At 64.1% G+C, this 19,132-nt stretch carries 18 protein-coding genes; 3 read left to right on the forward strand and 15 right to left on the reverse strand.

Annotated elements, in window-relative coordinates; translation table 11 throughout:
- Positions 1 to 123 precede the first annotated feature (123 nt).
- Positions 124 to 1,611, reverse strand: coding sequence for a malate dehydrogenase (quinone) (mqo, locus tag MLD24_RS20975; RefSeq protein ID WP_227172450.1), 1,488 nt, complete (start codon positions 1,609 to 1,611; stop codon positions 124 to 126).
- A gap of 349 nt (positions 1,612 to 1,960) precedes the next feature.
- Here mqo and nhaD point away from each other — a divergent pair, with 349 nt between their 5' ends.
- Entirely contained in the window at positions 1,961 to 3,211 is a 1,251-nt protein-coding gene (gene nhaD / locus MLD24_RS20980) for a sodium:proton antiporter NhaD (protein WP_227172451.1), read from the forward strand.
- Between the two features lie 9 nt (positions 3,212 to 3,220).
- Positions 3,221 to 4,192 (forward strand): calcium/sodium antiporter, encoded by a 972-nt coding sequence (locus MLD24_RS20985; RefSeq protein ID WP_248169212.1) that lies wholly within the window; start codon positions 3,221 to 3,223, stop codon positions 4,190 to 4,192.
- A gap of 284 nt (positions 4,193 to 4,476) precedes the next feature.
- On the opposite strand, the gene msrB is transcribed toward MLD24_RS20985, so the two are convergent.
- The 3 genes from msrB to chrA all read right to left on the reverse strand — a co-directional run bounded on the left by msrB (position 4,477) and on the right by chrA (position 6,871).
- On the reverse strand, positions 4,477 to 4,905 hold the full coding sequence (gene msrB / locus MLD24_RS20990; RefSeq protein ID WP_248169213.1) for a peptide-methionine (R)-S-oxide reductase MsrB: 429 nt from the start codon (positions 4,903 to 4,905) through the stop codon (positions 4,477 to 4,479).
- Between the two features lie 70 nt (positions 4,906 to 4,975).
- Positions 4,976 to 5,611 (reverse strand): peptide-methionine (S)-S-oxide reductase MsrA, encoded by a 636-nt coding sequence (gene msrA / locus MLD24_RS20995; RefSeq protein ID WP_227172454.1) that lies wholly within the window; start codon positions 5,609 to 5,611, stop codon positions 4,976 to 4,978.
- A gap of 87 nt (positions 5,612 to 5,698) precedes the next feature.
- A complete protein-coding gene (gene chrA / locus MLD24_RS21000; RefSeq protein WP_248169214.1) occupies positions 5,699 to 6,871 on the reverse strand; it encodes a chromate efflux transporter in 1,173 nt (390 codons plus the stop codon).
- A 122-nt stretch (positions 6,872 to 6,993) separates the two neighbouring features.
- Between chrA and MLD24_RS21005 the strand changes: the two genes are divergently transcribed.
- Positions 6,994 to 7,968, forward strand: coding sequence for a metallophosphoesterase (locus MLD24_RS21005; protein WP_248169215.1), 975 nt, complete (start codon positions 6,994 to 6,996; stop codon positions 7,966 to 7,968).
- 46 nt (positions 7,969 to 8,014) lie between these two features.
- Here the strand turns inward: MLD24_RS21005 and MLD24_RS21010 are convergent, their stop codons facing one another.
- From MLD24_RS21010 to pqqA, 11 genes are all read right to left on the reverse strand, one after another.
- Complete coding sequence (locus tag MLD24_RS21010; RefSeq protein ID WP_248169217.1) at positions 8,015 to 8,494, reverse strand: CDP-archaeol synthase; 480 nt, start codon at positions 8,492 to 8,494, stop codon at positions 8,015 to 8,017.
- 70 nt (positions 8,495 to 8,564) lie between these two features.
- A complete protein-coding gene (locus tag MLD24_RS21015; protein WP_248169219.1) occupies positions 8,565 to 9,947 on the reverse strand; it encodes a class II fumarate hydratase in 1,383 nt (460 codons plus the stop codon).
- A gap of 91 nt (positions 9,948 to 10,038) precedes the next feature.
- Complete coding sequence (locus MLD24_RS21020) at positions 10,039 to 10,401, reverse strand: hypothetical protein (protein WP_227172459.1); 363 nt, start codon at positions 10,399 to 10,401, stop codon at positions 10,039 to 10,041.
- A gap of 54 nt (positions 10,402 to 10,455) precedes the next feature.
- Entirely contained in the window at positions 10,456 to 12,261 is a 1,806-nt protein-coding gene (locus MLD24_RS21025) for a PAS domain-containing hybrid sensor histidine kinase/response regulator (protein ID WP_248169221.1), read from the reverse strand.
- Entirely contained in the window at positions 12,245 to 13,408 is a 1,164-nt protein-coding gene (gene ercA, locus MLD24_RS21030) for an alcohol dehydrogenase-like regulatory protein ErcA (protein WP_227172461.1), read from the reverse strand. The genes MLD24_RS21025 and ercA overlap by 17 nt, the downstream gene beginning before the upstream one ends.
- A gap of 353 nt (positions 13,409 to 13,761) precedes the next feature.
- On the reverse strand, positions 13,762 to 15,552 hold the full coding sequence (locus MLD24_RS21035; protein WP_248169223.1) for a S9 family peptidase: 1,791 nt from the start codon (positions 15,550 to 15,552) through the stop codon (positions 13,762 to 13,764).
- Positions 15,553 to 15,628: 76 nt separating this feature from the next.
- Entirely contained in the window at positions 15,629 to 16,786 is a 1,158-nt protein-coding gene (gene pqqE / locus MLD24_RS21040; protein WP_248169225.1) for a pyrroloquinoline quinone biosynthesis protein PqqE, read from the reverse strand.
- Complete coding sequence (gene pqqD, locus MLD24_RS21045) at positions 16,783 to 17,049, reverse strand: pyrroloquinoline quinone biosynthesis peptide chaperone PqqD (protein ID WP_227172464.1); 267 nt, start codon at positions 17,047 to 17,049, stop codon at positions 16,783 to 16,785. Before pqqD ends, pqqE begins: the two co-directional genes overlap by 4 nt.
- Positions 17,046 to 17,807, reverse strand: a complete 762-nt coding sequence (pqqC, locus tag MLD24_RS21050) for a pyrroloquinoline-quinone synthase PqqC (protein ID WP_248169227.1) — start codon at positions 17,805 to 17,807, stop codon at positions 17,046 to 17,048. Before pqqC ends, pqqD begins: the two co-directional genes overlap by 4 nt.
- Positions 17,804 to 18,733 (reverse strand): pyrroloquinoline quinone biosynthesis protein PqqB, encoded by a 930-nt coding sequence (gene pqqB / locus MLD24_RS21055; RefSeq protein WP_248169229.1) that lies wholly within the window; start codon positions 18,731 to 18,733, stop codon positions 17,804 to 17,806. Before pqqB ends, pqqC begins: the two co-directional genes overlap by 4 nt.
- Positions 18,734 to 18,783: 50 nt before the next feature.
- Entirely contained in the window at positions 18,784 to 18,855 is a 72-nt protein-coding gene (pqqA, locus tag MLD24_RS21060) for a pyrroloquinoline quinone precursor peptide PqqA (protein ID WP_084332595.1), read from the reverse strand.
- Between the last annotated feature and the right edge of the window lie 277 nt (positions 18,856 to 19,132).

The following is a 19,132-nucleotide window of genomic DNA, read 5'->3' on the forward strand; positions in this document are numbered from 1 at the left end:
GCAGCCTCTGGAAAGTCGCTGACCCCAATTACAACAAACCCCCGCTGCCATGGCGAGGGTTTGTCAGCAGTCTGAGGGGACGGAACTCAGTTCCGTCCCCTAGGGATCACGCTGGCGCGGACGTCAATCTGATTTCAGCTGCAACGAGGTGAGGGTCCGCTCCCGAACGCTGTTCAGCAGGGCCTCGTCGTCGACCAGGGACTGGCCGTAAGAAGGCACCAGTTCGCGCATGCGCTCCTGCCACTCCGGTGTCTGCATCTTGTCGGCGAAGCAGCGTTCCAGCACGTTGATCATCGCGTTGGCGGCGGTGGAGGCCCCGGGCGAGGCGCCCAGCAGGGCTGCCAGAGAGCCGTCCTTGGAGGCCACGATCTCGGTGCCGAACTCCAGTTTGCCGCGACCATCAGCGGATTTCTTGATGATCTGAACCCGCTGGCCGGCGTCCTGCAGCTTCCAGTTCTTTTCCAGGGCATCGGGGAAGAAGTTACGCAGGGCCTCAACGCGCTCACCGTGGGTCTGGAACACCTCCTTGATCAGGTAGCGGGTCAGGTCCATGTTGGTCTTGCTGACCGACAGCATCGGCATCAGGTTGTTGGGTTTGACCGATCCGAACAGGTCAAACACCGAACCCTGTTTCAGGAAGCGGGTGGTAAAACCCGCAAACGGCCCAAACAGCAACGCCGGTTCACCGTTGATGATGCGGGTGTCCAGGTGCGGTACCGACATCGGCGGAGCACCAATCGGCGCCTTGCCGTAAACCTTGGAGTGATGCTTGGCGACCACTTCCGGGTTCTGGCACACCAGCCACTGGCCACTGACCGGGAAGCCGCCGTAGCCACGGGCTTCCTCGATTCCGGATTTCTGCAGCAGCGGCAGCGCGCCACCACCCGCACCGAGGAACACAAAGCCGGCTTCCAGCTTGGTCATCTCGCCGGTGTTCTGATCCCGCACCCGCACTTTCCAGCGACCGTTGTCACGCTGAGCCAGGTAGTGCACCGGGCTGTTGAGCATCAGCTCAAAATTGGGCTGGGTCTCCAGGTACTCGACCATGGAGCGGGTCAGCGAGCCGAAATCCACATCCGAGCCATGCTTGATCCGCGTGGCCGCCACCTTCTGCATCGGATCGCGGTTCTGCACGATCAGCGGCATCCACTCTTTCAGCTCATCGGGAGATTCGGTGTATTCCATTTCCCGGAACAGGTGGTGGGCCTTGAGTTTCTCGAAGCGGCGCTTGAGGAAGGCCACGCCGTCCTCACCCCAGACAAAGCTCTGGTGCGGGGTACGGTTGATGAAGGAAGACGGCTCGGGAAGAATGCCCTGCTCCACCAGGTAGGACCACAACTGGAGTGAGACTTCAAACTGGGCATTGATGGCGAGGGCCCGGTCGATGGTCACATCGCCGTCGGCGGTCTCGGGGGTGTAGTTGAGTTCACAGTAACCGGCGTGTCCGGTACCAGCGTTATTCCAACCGTCGGTGCTTTCATGGGCAACGTGATCGAGACGTTCCACCATGACGATATCCAGGGACGGGTCGAGTTGCCTGAGCATCATGCCGAGGGTAGCGCTCATGACGCCACCGCCGACCAGCACTACATCTGCCTGTCTTGCGGCCATTGGCTTATCACCTTAACAAGTTTTCGAACCTGTGGGCCCCCGGGGGGTAGCTGGGGAGCCAGACACGGAGCTTTGGTACGGCTCCTGCAAAATTTGCGCTAATTATCCCGATTTTTACCGAGATAATAAATTGAATATCTGAACTGGACCGATCCGCAGCTACCCGCAAGGCCGGCTGCGGCCGAACAGACCCTGGCCGGGGCGGTCGCAAAGGAATAGAATCGCGGCCGATCTTTCCAGAATACTCCGGGAGCCTCCGCTTAACTCCGCATCTCTTCAGAGCGCAGCCATCGGCCATTCAGAGGTGATCCGGAGTGAAGCAGCCGCTCCCCCGACCGTGGATCACATTATGTCGTTACTGGATCTCCTGCTGATCGGCCTTGCCGTACTCGCCCTCGCCGGCGTCATCTTCGAAGAAGTCACCCACGTCAACAAAGCCAAGGTGACACTGTTCTTCGGGACCCTGTCCTGGATACTGATGTTTCTGTTCAGCGCTGGCGAGGCGGAAACCGAGACCATCGCTGCGGGCCTGTCCGAAAGTGTCGCGGAAATCGCCAGCCTGTGGCTGTTCCTGGTGGCGGCAATGACGTTTGTTGCCTACCTCAACAAGAAGGGCCTGATCGAGAACGTGGTTTACCTGATCATGCCCGCGCGGGTATCAGAGCGTCGATTATTATTCCTGACCGGCTTATTTTGCTTCATCTTCTCATCTCTGGCAGACAACATCACTGCGACCTTAGTGTCCTGTTCGCTGATCCTGACTCTCAATCTGGAACTGAAAAAACGTATCCAGTTCATCACCCTGGTGGTGTTTGCGGTCAACTCCGGCGGGGTCGCACTGATCACCGGTGACGTCACCACGCTGATGATCTTCCTCGCAGGCAAGGTGGAGATCCTCACACTTCTTACTCTCGCCCTGCCCGCGTCGATCACCGTATTTCTGCTGGCGGTGTTCCTGTCCCGTGGCCTCGATGGCACCGTGGTGCTGGAGCCCCGGATGAACTCGGTGCGACCGGTGGACGCGGTAATCAGCGTGCTGTTCCTGTGCACCATCATCGGCACCATCACCGGCAACTCGCTGTTTGGCATTCCCCCGGTGCTGACCTTCCTGTTCGGTCTGTCGGTGATGTTCCTGGTTTCCCGGTTCATGAGCGATGACAACGATCTGGACCCGATCCTGGAATACGTCCGCAGCATCGAATTCGAGACCCTGCTGTTCTTCCTCGGCATCCTGCTGCTGGTGGGCAGCCTCAAGGAAATCCATGCTCTCGATTCCCTGGTTGCAGTCTATGAGCTGATGCCACCGCTGGCGGCGAACTATCTGATGGGGGCGTTCTCCGCCATCATCGACAACGTCCCGCTGACCGCAGCGCTGCTGAAAGCCGGTATCGAAATGTCCCCGGCGGAATGGATGGGCCTGACCTACGCCGTCGGTGTTGGCGGGTCGCTGCTGGTGATCGGTTCCGCCGCCGGGATTGTCGCCATGAGCAAAATCCCGGGGCTGACCTTCTCCAGCTACTTGCGGTATCTTGGCCACCTCTTCGCAGCGTATACCCTGGGCTACGCCGGGGTATACCTGCTGGGCAACGTACTCAACTGAGGTTTTTCAATGCTACTGGCAATCACCGCGATTCTGGCCGGACTGGTCCTGCTGGTCTGGAGCGCAGACCGATTCGTTGACGGCGCAGCCGCGACCGCACAGCACCTGGGCATGCCGACCCTACTGATCGGCATGGTCATCATCGGTTTCGGTACCTCGGCCCCGGAGTTGGCGGTCTCTGCCATGGCGGCCTCCGACGGCAACCCCGGACTCGCCCTGGGCAACGCCTACGGCTCCAACATCACCAACATCGCCCTGATTGTCGGCCTGGTGGCCATCGTCAGCCCCATTGCCATGCACTCCCAGGTACTGCGCAAGGAACTGCCATTGCTGCTGGGGCTGTGCGCCATTGCCGGTGTGCAACTGATTGACGGCGAACTCACCCGCCTCGATGGCTGGGTGTTGTTGGCGGTATTCACCGCAGTGATGGGCTGGTCCATTGTCCAGGGCATCCGTGGCAAGGGCGACCCCCTCGGTGGTGAGACCGAGGCCGAGCTCAGCGAGCAGCCGATGTCCCTGAAGGTGGCACTGCTGTGGCTGGTCGCCGGCTTGGTGCTGCTGATCGTGAGCTCGCGGATGCTGGTCTGGGGGGCCGTCAGCGTGGCCCAGAGCCTGGGAGTAAGCGACCTGGTGATTGGCCTGACGATCGTTGCCATCGGCACCTCACTGCCGGAACTGGCTTCATCAATTGCGGCGGTGAAGAAGAACGAGCACGACCTGATCCTGGGCAACATTCTGGGTTCCGGGATTTTCAACACCCTTGCGGTGGTGGGTCTGGCCGCCACCATCCACCCGCTGACCGTGGACATGGAGGTACTGTACCGGGACTGGACGGTGATGACCGCCCTGACCGCGGCACTGATCTTCATGGGGCTGCGGGTGTTCAGCTCGGAGCGCAGCATCAGTCGCCTGGAAGGCGGCCTGCTGCTGGCCACCTACATCGGCTATACCGGTTACCTGGTGTCCACCGTGATCGCCTGATCCCGGCCAGCCCTTCCCCCTCGTATCAGCCAGCTGGGGCGCTCGACCTGGTGTCCCGTCTGGCTGACTCATCGCCAGACACCAAAAGCGGGCAGTAACAGAAGCGAAGAATCAAAGGGCGTAGAGCGCGGAGAGAAAAGCGGGGAAAAAACCACCATCCCTGGTGGCAGTTGGCGTCCGGCCACAGTAAGTGCGCCCCTCCCGGAAGAGGAGCCGAGCACGACAACAATGCAGTTGCTGAACGGCCCTTACGGTAACGGTGGCCGGTGACCGTTTTGTGACAGTCAGGCGCCCTCGGCGCGAAACTCCATGGCGATGGAGTTCAGGCAATAACGCTGACCGGTGGGCGGCGGACCATCGGGAAACACGTGCCCCAGATGGCTGTCGCAGCGGGGACAGCGGATTTCGGTGCGGACCATGCCCAGGGTGTGATCCTCCAGGCAACGGATGTGCTCCGGATCGTAGGGCTGGAAAAAGCTTGGCCAGCCGGTACCGGAATCAAACTTGGCGTTGGAGCTGAACAGCGGCAGGTCACACAGCCGGCAGTGGTAAGCCCCCGCCGTCTTGTTGTCCAGCAACGTGCCGCAGAAGGGCCGTTCGGTGCCATGGTCCAGCAACACCGACTTCTCCTCGTCGGTGAGGCCTTCGGCCAGGCGCGCGATCTCGGCCTCGCTCAGGGGGGTCAGGTCGTAGCCTGCAGCGGAAGTGGTCATACCGGTCTCCTTGGTTGATGACACCGTTTATTGATGACGCTTTGTGTGATGAAACTGGGGGAACCCCGGGTCAGTCCTGAAGGTCCGGCTTGAGCCGGTCGCCGTAGTTCTGCCGCAGTTTCTCCACCTTGGGCCCGGCAACCGCCATGATGTAGGGCTGGTGGGGATTTCGTGCGGCGTAGTCCTGGTGGTAATCCTCCGCCGGATGGAACGTCGCCAGCGGCTCCAGTGTGGTCACAATGGGATCGGGGTAGACATCCGCCGCCTGCAGTTGCTCGATGTAGGCGGCCACCACCTGCTTCTGCGCCTCATCGGCATAGAACACCGCCGAGCGGTACTGGGTGCCCTGGTCGTGCCCCTGCCGGTTGAGCTGGGTGGGATCATGCGCCACCGAGAAAAACACCTTCAGCAAGTCTTCGAAGCTGACCCGCTCAGGATCATAGCGGATGTCCACCGCCTCAGCGTGACCGGTCTGGCCGGTACAGACGGCGGTGTAGTTGGCCGTGTCGGCATCGCCGCCGGTGTAGCCGGAAGTGACGCTGAGGACGCCGTCCATCGCCACGAATACGGCTTCCACACACCAGAAGCAGCCGCCAGCCAGAACCAGCCGCTGTTCACCGGTGCCGGGATCGGCCAGGCGCTGCTGCGGGTCCGGAAAACGGCTCCGGGGCACATTCATACCGGGAATGGAACAGGATGTGGTCATAACGGCCTCGTCTTCGTCGTTGGTTTGTATCAGGGTTTACAGTGAGGGACAGCAGGAAGCCAATACGCTGACCGCCATCACCGGGGATCACCACAACAGCCCACCCACTGCCGCACTCAACGGCGCCAACAGCCAGACCGGCTGACGCCAGACCGCCAGTGCCAGCCACAGCAGCAGCACCGCCGCCAGATCTGCCGGTGACCATACCGCCGCAGTCCACACCGGGTCGTACAGTACCGCCAGCAGCAGCCCCACCACGCCAGCGTTGACACCCGCCAGCGCCGAACGGGCGGCGGCATGGTGTCGCAACAGTGACCACAGGGGAAGACCCGCGAATACCAGCAAAGTTCCGGGCAGGAACACCGCCACCAGCGCCACCACCGCCCCATCCACGCCATTGACGCTGGCGCCGAGGAAAGCCGAGAAGGTGAACAGTGGTCCCGGCACCGCCTGGGCAGCGCCATAGCCAGCCAGAAAGCTGTCAGCGGACATTGCGCCGGAAGCCACAAACCCCTCCTGCAGCCACGGCAACACCACATGTCCACCACCAAAAACCAGGGCGCCGGCCCGGTACAGTTCCGCCGCCAGCCACGCCAGCGAGCCCTGGCTCCAGGGCAGCAGCGACAGCACCAGCAATCCCAGGAACACCACCAGGAAGCGCCAGGGGCGACGCTGCTCGCGCACCAACGGTTCGGAGTCGGTACCCACACCGGGGAAACGGCAGCCAACGCCCACCAGCGCAGCCGCTGCCAGCGCCACCAGTTGCAGCCAGAGGCCGCCGCTGGCCAGCAGTACCGCGGCGACTGCCAGCGCCAGACTCTGGCGGGCACGATCCGGACACAGGTTCCGCCCCATCTGCCAGACCGCCTGAGCCACAACGGCCACCACCAGCAGTTTGAGACCGTGGGCCCAGCCGCTGGTCCCGGCGTCCGGCCAGGCAGCCAGGCCAAAGGCAAACAGCGCCATCAGCAACGCCGATGGCAGGGTAAACCCCAGCCAGGCCAGCGCCGCCCCCAGGTAACCCCGCTGAAGGTAGCCGATGGCCAGCCCCACCTGGCTGGACGCTGGTCCCGGCAGCAGCTGGCACAACGCCACCACCTCGGCGTAGCGGGCATCCGTCAGCCAGCCCCGGCGTTTGACAAACTCATCGTGAAAATACCCGAGATGGGCCGCCGGCCCACCGAACGACGTCAGCCCCAGACGCAGGAATACCCGCCACAGCAGGCCAGCGGAGACCGGTGGAGTGGACACTTCTGACATATCGATTTCCCTTGCTGCAGTGGCCATTGATGACAGGAACGGTTGCATCCGCCCCGGAGGCATCCATACTTACCAGAGAATCTTTGCGGAGGCATGATGCCAGAAACCGTCGAGGAGCTGCCATGACGGCCCGAGCGCCCACACACCTGTCACCGGACGATCTGCTGGCCTATCGTCTGAGCCAGCGGCTGGGGCCGGTGCATGCCCGTCAACGGCTGGGCATCGAGCAGGAGTACGAGGCCCGGGTGTTCGGCCAGGATCACCACTCCTTTCACCTGGAAAACTGGACGTCCGCTCCGGCCCTGATTCGCACCTGTCTGCGGTTGTCCGGCCTGCTCCATCGTGGCCAGGACAACAGCCGCAACCTGCGGGTGGTCGACCACAGCTTCCGGGTAGCGGGACTGCCCGCCGCCTTCGACGGCTTCCGCATCCTCCACCTGACCGATCTCCACGTCGACATGGACGAGCTCAACCTGAAGCAGGTGATCGGACTGATCCGGGAGGTGGACTACGATCTCTGCGTTCTCACCGGCGACTACCGCAAGCTCACCTGGGGCCCCATTGACGCCGCCCTGGATGGCATGGACAGGTTACGCCGGGCCATCCGCGGCACGCCGCTGGCGGTGCTGGGCAACCACGACAGCATCCGCATGCTGCCAGGCCTGGAGGATCAGGGTTACCGCCTGCTGTTGAATGAGAGCACGGTGATCGAGCGCAACGGCCAGGCGCTGTACATCGCCGGCGTGGACGACGCCCATTTCTACAAGGTCCACAACCTGCACAAGGCCGGTGATGACATCCCCGCCGAGGCCACCAGCCTGTTGCTCAGCCACACCCCGGAGATCTGGCGGGAAGCCGCCCACGCCGGCTATCGGCTGTTCCTCTGCGGCCACACCCACGGCGGCCAGATCTGCCTGCCCGGCGGCATTCCGGTCACCCTCGACTCCGACTGCCCCCGGGCCCTCGGTCGCGGGCACTGGCAGCACAACGGCATGCAGGGCTACACCTCCCCCGGCTGCGGCACCTCGGTGGTGAACGTGCGACTCAACTGCCCGCCGGAAATCACCCGCCACACCCTGCTGTGCAGCAGCGGCTGACCCATCGCCCGACAGCGGCGCCACTCATTCACCGGACAGGCAGCGATCAATGGGGATGACGGCGGATGCCCAGGCGATACAACCAGGGTGAGCACAACACGTTGGCGGCCACAAACGCCGCCACCAGCACCAGTACCTCGAGGCCAGCAATCCCCAGCCACGCCATCGCCAGCAGCAGCGGCAGCAGTGCTTCCGGCACCTGGTCCAGCCCCAGCGCACGGGCACTGGAGGCGAGCCCAAGACGTCGCTTGATGAAGCTGCTGATCAGATCCCCGACCAGCGCCAGGGCGCCGAACGTCAGGCTGAACCCGAGCCCCAGCCCCCAGAACGCGCCGTAGAGGCCCGCGCCCAGACAGCCTGCAACCAATCCACGCCAGGTTTTGCTGTCGCCCAGCACGCGGCGGCCATCACGCCAGCAGCGGCCACCATCCACCGGCCAGCGCCAGCGCCGCCCCAGCAGCCAGTGGGCCACCACCGGCAGGCCGTTGGCCAGCACCAGCAGGACAAACAGATGCAGGGACAACACCAAACCCTTGGCCTCCGTCGTTGTCGAGGTGTGCGGTGACGGTAGCGTCGAACAACGTCGTCCCTGAACGTCAGTCGCCGTTGACCCCACCGCGGGTCAGCTTGAGCGGGTCCAGCAGCTGTTCCAGACGGTCCCGGGGCAGGCCCGACTGCTGTTCCGCCACATCAATGATGGCGCGTCCGCTTTGATAGGCCTCCTTGGCAATCGCGGCGGCCTTTTCATAGCCGATCTCCGGGTTCAGCGCTGTCACCAGCACCGGGTTGCGGCCCACCGCGGCATCCAGGGTATCGGCATTGACCCGGAAGCCCTGAATCGCCCGGTCCGCCAGCAGGGTCGAGGCCTGGCTCAGCAGCCCCGTCATGTCCAGCAGGTTGCCCGCCACCAGCGGCAGCATCACATTGAGCTGGAAGTTGCCGGACTGGCCCGCCATGGCCACCGCGGCATCCAGCCCCGTGACCTGGGTGGCCACCATGGCCACCGACTCCGGGATCACCGGGTTGACCTTGCCCGGCATGATGCTGCTGCCCGGCTGCAGCGCCGGCAGGCTGATCTCCGCCAGGCCATGGATCGGGCCGCTGTTCATCCAGCGCAGGTCATTGGCGATCTTCATCAGCACCACCGCCACTCCCCGCAGCTGGGCGGACAGGTGCACCGGGGCATCCACCGCACTCTGGCCGACAAACTTGTGCTCCAGGCTGCGGAAGGGGTAACCGGTGTCACTGCTCAGGGCGCGCACGAACTGTTCCGGGAATTCCGCCAGCGCATTGACCCCGGTACCCACCGCGGTCCCGCCTTGGGGAAGTGCCAGCAGTTCCTCCATCGCTCGCTCCACCCGCTGTTCAGCGGCATACAACTGCTCCCGCCAGGTCCGCAGTTCCTGCCCCAGGGTGACGGGCATAGCATCCATCAGGTGGGTGCGGCCGGTCTTGACCTGATCCGACAGCTCCGACTCCCGCTCGTAGATCATCCCTCGCAGATGGGACAGGGCCGGCAACAATCGCTGCTGCACCTCGCTCACCAGGCTGACGTGGATGGCCGTGGGAATCACGTCGTTGGAGCTCTGGCTCATGTTGACGTGGTCGTTGGGATGCACCTCGATACCGCCGGCCTGGGCCAGGTTGGCCAGCACCTCATTGACGTTCATGTTGGTGCTGGTACCGGAACCGGTCTGGTAGCGGTCCACCGGGAACTGGTCCCGGTACTGGCCGTCGAGAACCGCATCGCAGGCCGCCAGGATGGCGTCGCGCAGCGGCAGGTCCAACAGTCCCAGGCTGGCATTGGCCTCAGCCGCCGCCCGCTTGATACGCACCACCGCCTCGATGAACGCTGGCGGCATCGGCAGACCACTGACCGGAAAGTTGTCCACCGCGCGCTGGGTCTGCGCTCCCCAGCGCGCGGTCCGTGGTACCTGGACCTCGCCCAGGCTGTCGTGTTCGATTCGATAATCGCTCATGACGATCCTCCCTGTCGCGTGTGGTCCCGGTTCATCACCATCGGGACCGTCAGTCTCCAGTTGGGACGGTCTGGCTGGTGGTTGGTTCCCGTCAGCCGCCGTTGGCCCGGAGCCGGACGTGGTCACAGATACCGGTCACCTGCTGGAAGTTGAGGATCACCGTATGCACGGTGTTGGTGTAACTGTCGTGGAGATGGAACTTGAAGCGCTTCTGCGGCTCGCCCTGCAAAAAGGCGTCGTACTCCCGCACCAGTTCACGGACATCGCCACCAGCGTCCTGGGTCCAGGTCGCATTGAAGGGACCCAGCACCGCTCCGCCAGCCAGGCAGATGGTGACTTCGTGGTTGGTAAGGGCATTCTCGGAACTGTGCATGACGGTGACCTCCGGATCGGTAAACGGACCTGTCGGCCGACAACGAGCGCCGGGCCGGTCGCCATCCGTACCCGGGCTCATGCCGGCGGGCACCGTGGCGATGCAGTAAGTGTAGGTCAGATTGTCGGAGACCGATCAGCGGTTGGCGGAGTCTGCCGTCGGTGGCTGCGGGCGTTCGCTGACCAGGCTGGTCAGCAGGGCCCGCAGGCGGTTGGGTTTGACCGGTTTGTTCAGCACCGGCAGGTACTGGGCCTGCAGCAGCCGTCGGCAACTGTCGCTGCGATCCGCGGTGATGATCGCCGCCGGCAGGTCCTGCTGGAGCTGACGGCGTACCGCGTACACGGCCTCGCAGCCGGTCTGGTTATCATCGAGGTGGAAATCCGCCAGGATCACATCCGGAGCCGGGCCAGCGGTGCAGCTCTCCAGCGCCTCCTCCCGGCCCGACGCCACCATCACCTCGCAACCCCAACGCTGCAGCAGTGAGTGCATACTGACCAAAATATCCGGTTCGTTGTCGATCACCAGCACCCGTACCCCCGCCAGGGTCGCCGCGGCGACATCAACAGCCGACACCGCCGGCGCGGGCGCCAGTTGCGGGCGGTCCTGCGCCAGCGGCACCGATAGCCGGAAACGGGAACCACGCCCCGGCCGGGAAGTCACCGCCACCTGGCAACCCAGGATGCGGGCCATGCGGTCAACGATTGCCAGACCCAGGCCAACCCCCTGTTTGCCGCCTCCCCCCCGGGGGATCAGCTGGCGGAACTCGGCGAAAATCTCCTGCAGTTGATCCTCGGCGATGCCGACGCCGGTGTCCCAGACTTCCAGGTCCAACCGGCCGGCACGGGCGCGCATCGCCATCAGCACCTGTCCCTCCCGGGTATAACGGAAAGCGTTACTGAGCAGATTGCGCAGGATACGGGTCAGCATTCGCGGATCGGTACGGGCCACCACCGGACGCCGACGCACCCGAAACCCCAGGCCGGCGTTGCGGGCCACCGGCTCGAACTCCTCCCCCAGGCTGTGGACCAGGTCGCCAACGTCGACGTGTACCAGGTCCGGCTCCATCGCCTGCTGGTCCAGTTTGGAGATGTCCAACAGGTCCGCCAGCAGGTCTTCGGCGCCCTCCAGGGCCCGGTGGATACGGTCCACCAGCTGCCCTTCCCTCGCCGGTAACGGACTGTCCTGCAACGTCGACACCAGCAGGCGGGCAGCATTGAGCGGCTGCAGCAAATCGTGGCTGGCGGCCGCCAGATACTTGTCCTTGGAGCGATTGGCTTCCTTGGCGGCATCCACCGCCACCACCAGCTCCTGCTCCACCCGTTCACGCTGCTCGATCTGGTAACGCAGCCCTACATTGGCGTTCTGCAGGGCTTCGGTTCGCTCATCCACCCGCCGCTCCAGATCCGCGTTCAGCTGCTCCAGTTTTCTGCGGGCCTGGACCCGGTCGGTAACGTCGAGAACAAACGCTTCCACCACTTCAGCGCCCAGATCCGGCCGCCGCAGCAGCGTAATGGAGACCGCCACGGCCTGGCCATCGGCCCGTCGCAAGCGCGACTCCCGCGCCATCACCTGGCCATGGTCGAGCAGCTCCTGGCGCAGCTGGTCAAATTCACCAATGGTGCAGAACAGCTGTTCCCGCAACCGCCGTACCCGTCCCATCAGTTCCGCCGGGCTGGCATCACCGCAGATCGACGCCATGGCCGGGTTCAGCGCCAGAAAGCCGCCCTTGAGATCACCCTGGAAAATCCCGTGCAGGGCATTTTCGAACAGCCACTTGTAGCGGTTCTTCTCTGTCTCGAGCTGGTCAATGCGTTCCTGCAGCTCCGGGTAGTAGTTCTTGCGAACCGAATGGCTGCCCAGGCCCAGCAAATCGCCCACGTCGTAGCGACTGCTCGGGGCCGGTTCGGCGGCGGCAGGGGAAGACTCAAAGCGCCTCTTCATAGACCACTTCGACATCCCGCAGCGATGATTTACGGGGGTTGGTGAGAATACAGGGGTCCTGCATGGCGAACTTCGACAGGTAGGGAATGTCACTGGAAGACACCCCCAGTTCCGCCAGTTTCGCTTCCAGCCCCACCGCCCGCTTGAGCAGGATCACCCGCTCCATCAGACGGCGCCGGATATCCGCCGGCCCCAGGCCACGGATATCGATTCCCAACGCCTCGGCCACGCGCTTGAAGCGGTCCTCCGACGACGGGAAGTTGTAGGCAATCACATGCTCCAGCAGCAGCGCGTTGCACAGTCCGTGGGGCAGGTCCAGGTAACCGCCGAGGCTGTGGGACATGGCGTGCACGGCCCCCAGGATGGCATTGGAAAACGCCAGCCCCGCCTGCATGGACGCCAACATGATGTGTTCCCGCAGTTGCGGATCGGACGGGCTCGCCACCAGCGGTTCCAGGTAGCGGCCGATCAGCCGGATCGCCTCCAGCGCGTGGCTGTCGGTAAGCGGGCCACTGCCAGTGGAGACGTAGGCTTCAATGGCGTGGACCAGGGCATCGACACCGGTGCAGGCCGTGAGGAAGGTGTCCATGGTCTCGGTCACTTCCGGATCGATCAGCGACACATCCGGCACCACGGCCTTGCTGATGATGGAAAACTTGAAGCGGCGCTGGGGGTCGGAAATGATCGCAAACTGGGACACATCCGCCGACGTACCCGCGGTGGTGGGAATCAGGATCATAGGCGGCGGCGGCACCCGGATGGTGTCCACCCCCTCGAAATCGAGGATATGGCCGTTGTGGCTGCTGACAATGCCGATGCCCTTGGCACAGTCCATCGGGCTGCCGCCGCCGATGGCGACAATCACATCACACTGCTGGCTGCGGTAAAGCTCCGCGCCCAGCATCACCTCGTCCACCTTGGGGTTGGCGGAGATATCCGTGAACACGGTGCAGGCCAGCCCGGCCTCGCGCAGCAAGGTCTCAATCTCCTCGACCCAGCCGGCGGCCAACACCCCGGGATCAGACACCAGGAACACATGGCGGGCGCCGAAGTTGCTGGCGAAGTTGGCCACCGATTTGCGGGAACCGGCCCCGAAAATGATCTCCGGTGAGACAAACTTGCGCAGGGACGAGATGTCGTGACTCATGGGCAGACTCGTTGTTATTGTGATGTCGTTTCCAGGGAGCCTCTGATTAACTCCGAATCGCCTCTGCGCGATCTGAGGGCTGTAGCTGCAAGGCGCGGTCCGCAGGCAATGGCCGTAGCCCTTGGCAAGGATCGCAACGCCGCAGATGCAGCCCTCAGATCGCGCCCTTCGGGGCCTTCAGAGCGATCCACACTCGGCGTTGCGCCTTCTTGAAAGGCAACCAGCCTTCCTGCAAAGCCGCGCCTTGAGTGTGAACCGCTCTGAAGGCCAGAGGTGAACCGGAGTTAATCAGAGGCTCCCTAAACCAATCATTATCCCGAGTGTACCTGATGTTGGGCAAGTAGGCCCCGCCCTCAGGTTGCCGCCATGCGGTTGCGGTAGAACGCCAGCGAACGCCGCAGCACAGCCGCCTGGCTGGCGTGGTGGCGGAAGCCATGGCCCTCATCCGCGAACGACACCACCTCACTGTCATGGCCGGCGCGGGCCATTGCTGCCGCCATGGCTCGGGTCTGCGCCGGCACCACCACCTCGTCCAGCTCGCCCTGGAAAAACAGCACCGGCCCGGTCATGCGATGGGCCAGGTTGACCGGCGAGCGCTCCGGCCAGCGGTCGCGGTCTTCCCCCAGCAGCCAATCCAGGTAACCGCTTTCAAAGCGGTGAGTGTGGGCACAAAGACGCCGCGGATCGGTGACACCAAACTGACTGACCGCCCCACGGAAGCAGTCAGCGCTGGCCATCGCCATCAACGCGGTATAGCCACCGGCACTGCGGCCCTGGACAAACAGCCGCTGCGGGTGCGCCCGCCCCTCCCGTACCAGCTGTGCCACCGCCGCCAGACAGTCGGCCACCTCCAGCTCGCCCCACCGCCCGGCCAGGGCCTGGCGGAAAGCCCGCCCGGCACCGCTGCTACCGCGGTGATTGAGATCCAGCACCGAGAAGCCCTGCTGGCACCAGAATTGGGTGGCCAGATTCAACACCGGGTACGCGGCCGACGTGGGCCCACCATGAACCTGTAGAATCAGTGGCGGCGGCGTGATCGGGTCCCGGTGGCTGCCACCGGGATGGTTCCCTGATGCGACCGCCGGATAGAAAAAGCCACAGACCTCGGCGTCCGCCAACACAAACGGCTGCGGCCGCACCACCGATGTCAGTGGTCGCTCACCACCGGCCAGAACCTCAAGCTGATCGCTGACCAGGTCGATCCGGATCAGGCTCTGCAAACGATGGTCACTGCTGGCCAGGGCGTAAAGAGCGCCGCGGTGATACTGCAAACAGCGAAAGTCGGTAAAGCCGTCAGCCAGCCGTCGGCGACGGGCCTCCGGCGCCGACGCCAGCCACAGCTGGCCTTCGCCGCGATGATAGCTGACCCGGGCCCAGCCCCCGCCCGGCAGGCCCAGGTGATGCTGTTCTGCCAGCTGCCAGGGAGCATTGCCATGGTCCGCCCGCAACCCACTGAGCAGGGACCACTGACTGCCCTCGCCGGTGGCCCTCACCCGGTAGGGCTGCCACCACCCCTGATGGTCTGACAACACACACAACCTATGCCCGGACCAGCTCGGCTGCTGCACCGACGCCGGCCTCGGCGGCAGCAAAGCCCGGGGCGACCGCAGGGCACCGCTGGCATCACGTTGCGCCAGCCACAAGGTGCTCTGGTGCCAGGGCATAGCCGGCAGACGCCACTGCACCCAGGCCAGCCACCGTCCATCGTCGGACGGTGCCGGTGCACTCAGACAGTCCTCCGCCACGCCAGCCCGCAATACGGTTTCCGTGCCATCGGTGGCAATCGCCACCAATGCCTGGTCGAGCACCTCCCCGGTAACGGACAGCCGCTCCCGCACCGCCAGCACGCCTCGCCCGGGATCGGCCACCAGGCCGCCATAGCGACTCCGTTCCGACGTTGCATCACTGCGGTCACCGGTCACCGGGACCGGCTCGCCGCTGCGGGGATGCAACCGCTCCACCTGGCCGGTGTCCTCACGCACCACCCAGGGGCCATCCGTCGTCAGACACAGGGCACCACCACCATAGCCATTGATGCGGCTGCGGATGCGATAGTCCGGGGGGCTGAGGGGTCGGGCGCCGTCCTGATCCAGGGTCCACAGCCGCACCGCGCCGGTGTCCGGCGCCAATTGCAACCAGAACACCCCGGCTGGCCCCACCCGCAAGCCGTCACGCTGGATCTGGGCGGCAGAGGCGGCTTCCGGCGTCAGCCGGGATTGCTCAGCCGGTACGGTAGAACAGGCGGGAATTGTGGCGGTTACGATAGGTCAGCTCCTCCAGCCCGGCGGTGGCGTGGTCCGCCGCCCGCCGCGCCGCCAGGATACGGTCGTGGCTCGGTGATTTGCTGCACACCGGGTCCGGGTTGTCGGCGTTGCCGGTCAGCAGGTAGGCCTGGCATCGGCAACCGCCGAAATCCTTGCCCTTCTCGTCACAGGAACGGCAAGGTTCCGGCATCCAGCCATCGCCACGGTAGTGGTTGAATCCGGGGCTGTGGTACCAGATCGACTGCAGCGACTGCTCCCGGACATTGGCAAACTCAATCGGCAGCAACCGGGCACTGTGGCAGGGCAACGCCGTGCCATCCGGGGCCACCGTCAGGAACATGCTGCCCCAGCCGTTCATACAGGCCTTGGGGCGCTCTTCATAGTAATCCGGCGTCACGAAGATCAGCTTCATGGCCTCGCCAGCGTCCGCCAGCAGGTCCCGGTAACGGTTGACGGCGGCCTCCGCCGTCTCCAGCTGGGTACGGGAAGGCATCAGCCCCTCACGATTCTGGAACGCCCAGCCGTAGTACTGGCAAGTGGCCAGTTCAACGTAGTCCGCCTCCAGCCGCCGACACAGATCGAGGATATCCGTCATCTGATGGATGTTGTGTCGATGGATCACGAAATTCAGCACCATCGGGTAACCTGCCGCCTTCACCGCCCGCGCCATCGCCAGCTTCTGCTCGAACGCCTTGCGGGACCCTGCCACCGCATTGTTGAGCTCAGGATCAGAGGCCTGGAAGCTGACCTGGATGTGATCCAGGCCAGCATCACGAAAGGCGTTGACCTTGGCCTCGGTGAGTCCCAGCCCGGAGGTGATCAGATTGCTGTAGTAACCCAGATGACGCGCTTCGGCAATCAGCTCTGCCAGGTCCTGGCGCACCAGTGGTTCGCCGCCGGAAAAGCCCAGCTGGGCGGCCCCCATCGCCCGTCCCTGGCGCAGCACCGACACCCACTGTTCGGTCGTCAGTTCCTGGTCCTGGCTGGCGTAGTCGAGCGGATTGGAACAGTAGGGACACTGCAGTGGGCAGCGATAGGTCAGCTCCGCCAGCAGCCACAGCGGTGGCCCGATGTCAGGCGCCTGATCTGAGCTATCAACACCGGCGGCCATCATGACAGCCGAATCCAGTGCTGACGCTCCGCATCCCGCAGGAAGTCGGTGACATCCCCCGCCAGGGAGCCGGCCTGGGGAAACTGCTGCTCCAGCCGGGCAACAATGTCGCGGACACAACGCTCACCATCCACTTCCGCCAGGATGGCCCCGGCACTGCCGTTCAGTTTCACCATGCCTTCCGGGTACAGAAGTACATGGGCCTGCTGGGCAGGCTCCCACTGGAACCGGAATCCCGGCCGCAACTGCGGCACCTGGGCCATCATGACGCCAGCCCCCGATGCCACACCGCCTGATCAGTCACCGTATGGTATGGCGGCGTGTGGTGAACATAAGCCATGGTCATGGCGTCCAGCATCGACCACAGGATATCGAGCTTGAACTGGAGGATCTCCAGCGCCCGCTGCTGGTCTGCTGCGGCGGTGAAATGGTCAAGGGTGATGGTAAGGCCGTGGGCAACATCGCGGCGGGCTTCCGACAGCCGCTTGCGGAAATAGCCGTAACCGGCCGGATCGATCCAGGGGTAGTGCTCGGGCCAGCTATCCAGCCGCGACTGATGGATCTCCGGCGCAAACAGCTCGGTAAGGGATGAGCAGGCCGCCTCCTGCCAGCTGGCCCGACGGGCAAAATGGTAGTAGGCATCCACCGCAAACCGGACACCGGGCAGCACGTGGCGCTGATCGATCACCTCCTCCCGGCTCAGCCCCACCGCTTCAGCCAGTTGCAACCAGGCCTCGATGCCACTCGGATCGCCGTCGTGTCCGTCGTGATCCAGCACCCGCTGCAGCCACTGCCGGCGCACTGCGGCGTCCGGACAGTTGGCCATGATGGCGGCGTCCTTGCGGGGAATGTTGACCTGATAATAGTACCGGTTCGCCACCCAGCCGCGGATTTGCTCCGGCGTGCACTGGCCACCGTACATGGCGCGGTGGAATGGGTGATGAATGTGGTAGAGCGCGCCCTTGGCCCGCAGGGCCTGTTCGAACGGCTCGCGCTGCATGGGGAATTCAACCGCTGCGTTCATGAGACCTCCGACAGGTCGAGATGCATACCATCCCAAGCAACTTCGATGCCATGACGCTCGAGCTCCGCCCGCTCGGCGGAGTCCTCATCCAGAATGGGATTGGTGTTGTTGATGTGAATCAGGATCTTGCGACGGGCATCGAGAGTATCGAGCAGTTCAATCATGCCTCCCGGGCCACTCTGGGCCAGGTGCCCCATCTGCTGACCGGTCTTGTTGCCCACCTCACAGCGCTTCATTTCATCGTCGGTCCAGACAGTGCCATCCACCAGCAGCACATCGGCCCGGCGCATCCAGGCCCGGATGCGATCATCCGGCTGCCCGAGCCCCGGTGCATACAGCACGCTGGCCCCCGTGCGACGGTCTTCGATAAACAGTCCGACGTTGTCGCCAGGATGGGGGTTGTCACGCCGGGGAGAGTATGGCGGCGCGTTGCTCAGCAACGGAATCGCGGTCAGCTGCAGTGACGGCGCGCAGTCCACGGTAAACCGGGTGTCGTCGCCACAGGGCATGGGGCGCCAGTCCAGGCCACCGTTCCAGTGGGACAGCATGGTGAACAGCGGAAATCCGTGGCTAAGATCATCGTGTACCTGCTCGGTGCACCACACCGGCAAGGGGCACCCTTCCCGTAGCGACAGCAGACCGGTGGTGTGGTCCACCTGGCTGTCCATCAGCAGGATGGCGGCAATACCGGTGTCCCGCACCGCCCGGGCGGGCTGCATGGGAGCAACGGCCGCCAGCTGGGCGCGGATATCCGGCGAAGCGTTACACAGGATCCAGCGCTCGCCGTCTTCACTGATGGCAATGGAGGACTGGGTCCGGGGCCGGGCATTGACGGTGCCGGCGCGGACGCCGTGGCAGTTGCGGCAGTTGCAGTTCCACTGCGGGAAGCCGCCACCGGCGGCGGAGCCAAGAATATGGATGTGCATGGGAACCTCCAGTCGGAAGCGACCGGCCGCGGAGGCCGGTCACCGACCGATCACCGGTTGGCGAAGTACATGGTGACTTCGAAGCCGATGCGCAGGTCCTGATAGGCTGGTTTGGTCCACATAGTGCCTTCCTCTTCGTTGTTGTCGTATTCAGGAAGCACCGGCGACGGCATCGCCGGCACACCCCTGATGCTAAACCGGCCCCACCAACCCCGACATGGTACTTTGGATGCAATTTTGAGCTGCCGAATGGCACTTCCGGGCCGCTTCGCCGGACCCGGGCGCACACGCCCGCATCGCCTCACCGCAAACGTACGGAGACACCAGTGTCCCGTCTGGTTAATTCGTTGACTTACTGAGCCACTGACAACCCGAAGAGCTAGGCGTGCTGGTGAAGGT

The sequence above is a fragment of the Marinobacter xestospongiae genome, from assembly GCF_023156385.1.
GTDB classification, from domain to species: Bacteria; Pseudomonadota; Gammaproteobacteria; order Pseudomonadales; family Oleiphilaceae; genus Marinobacter; species Marinobacter xestospongiae.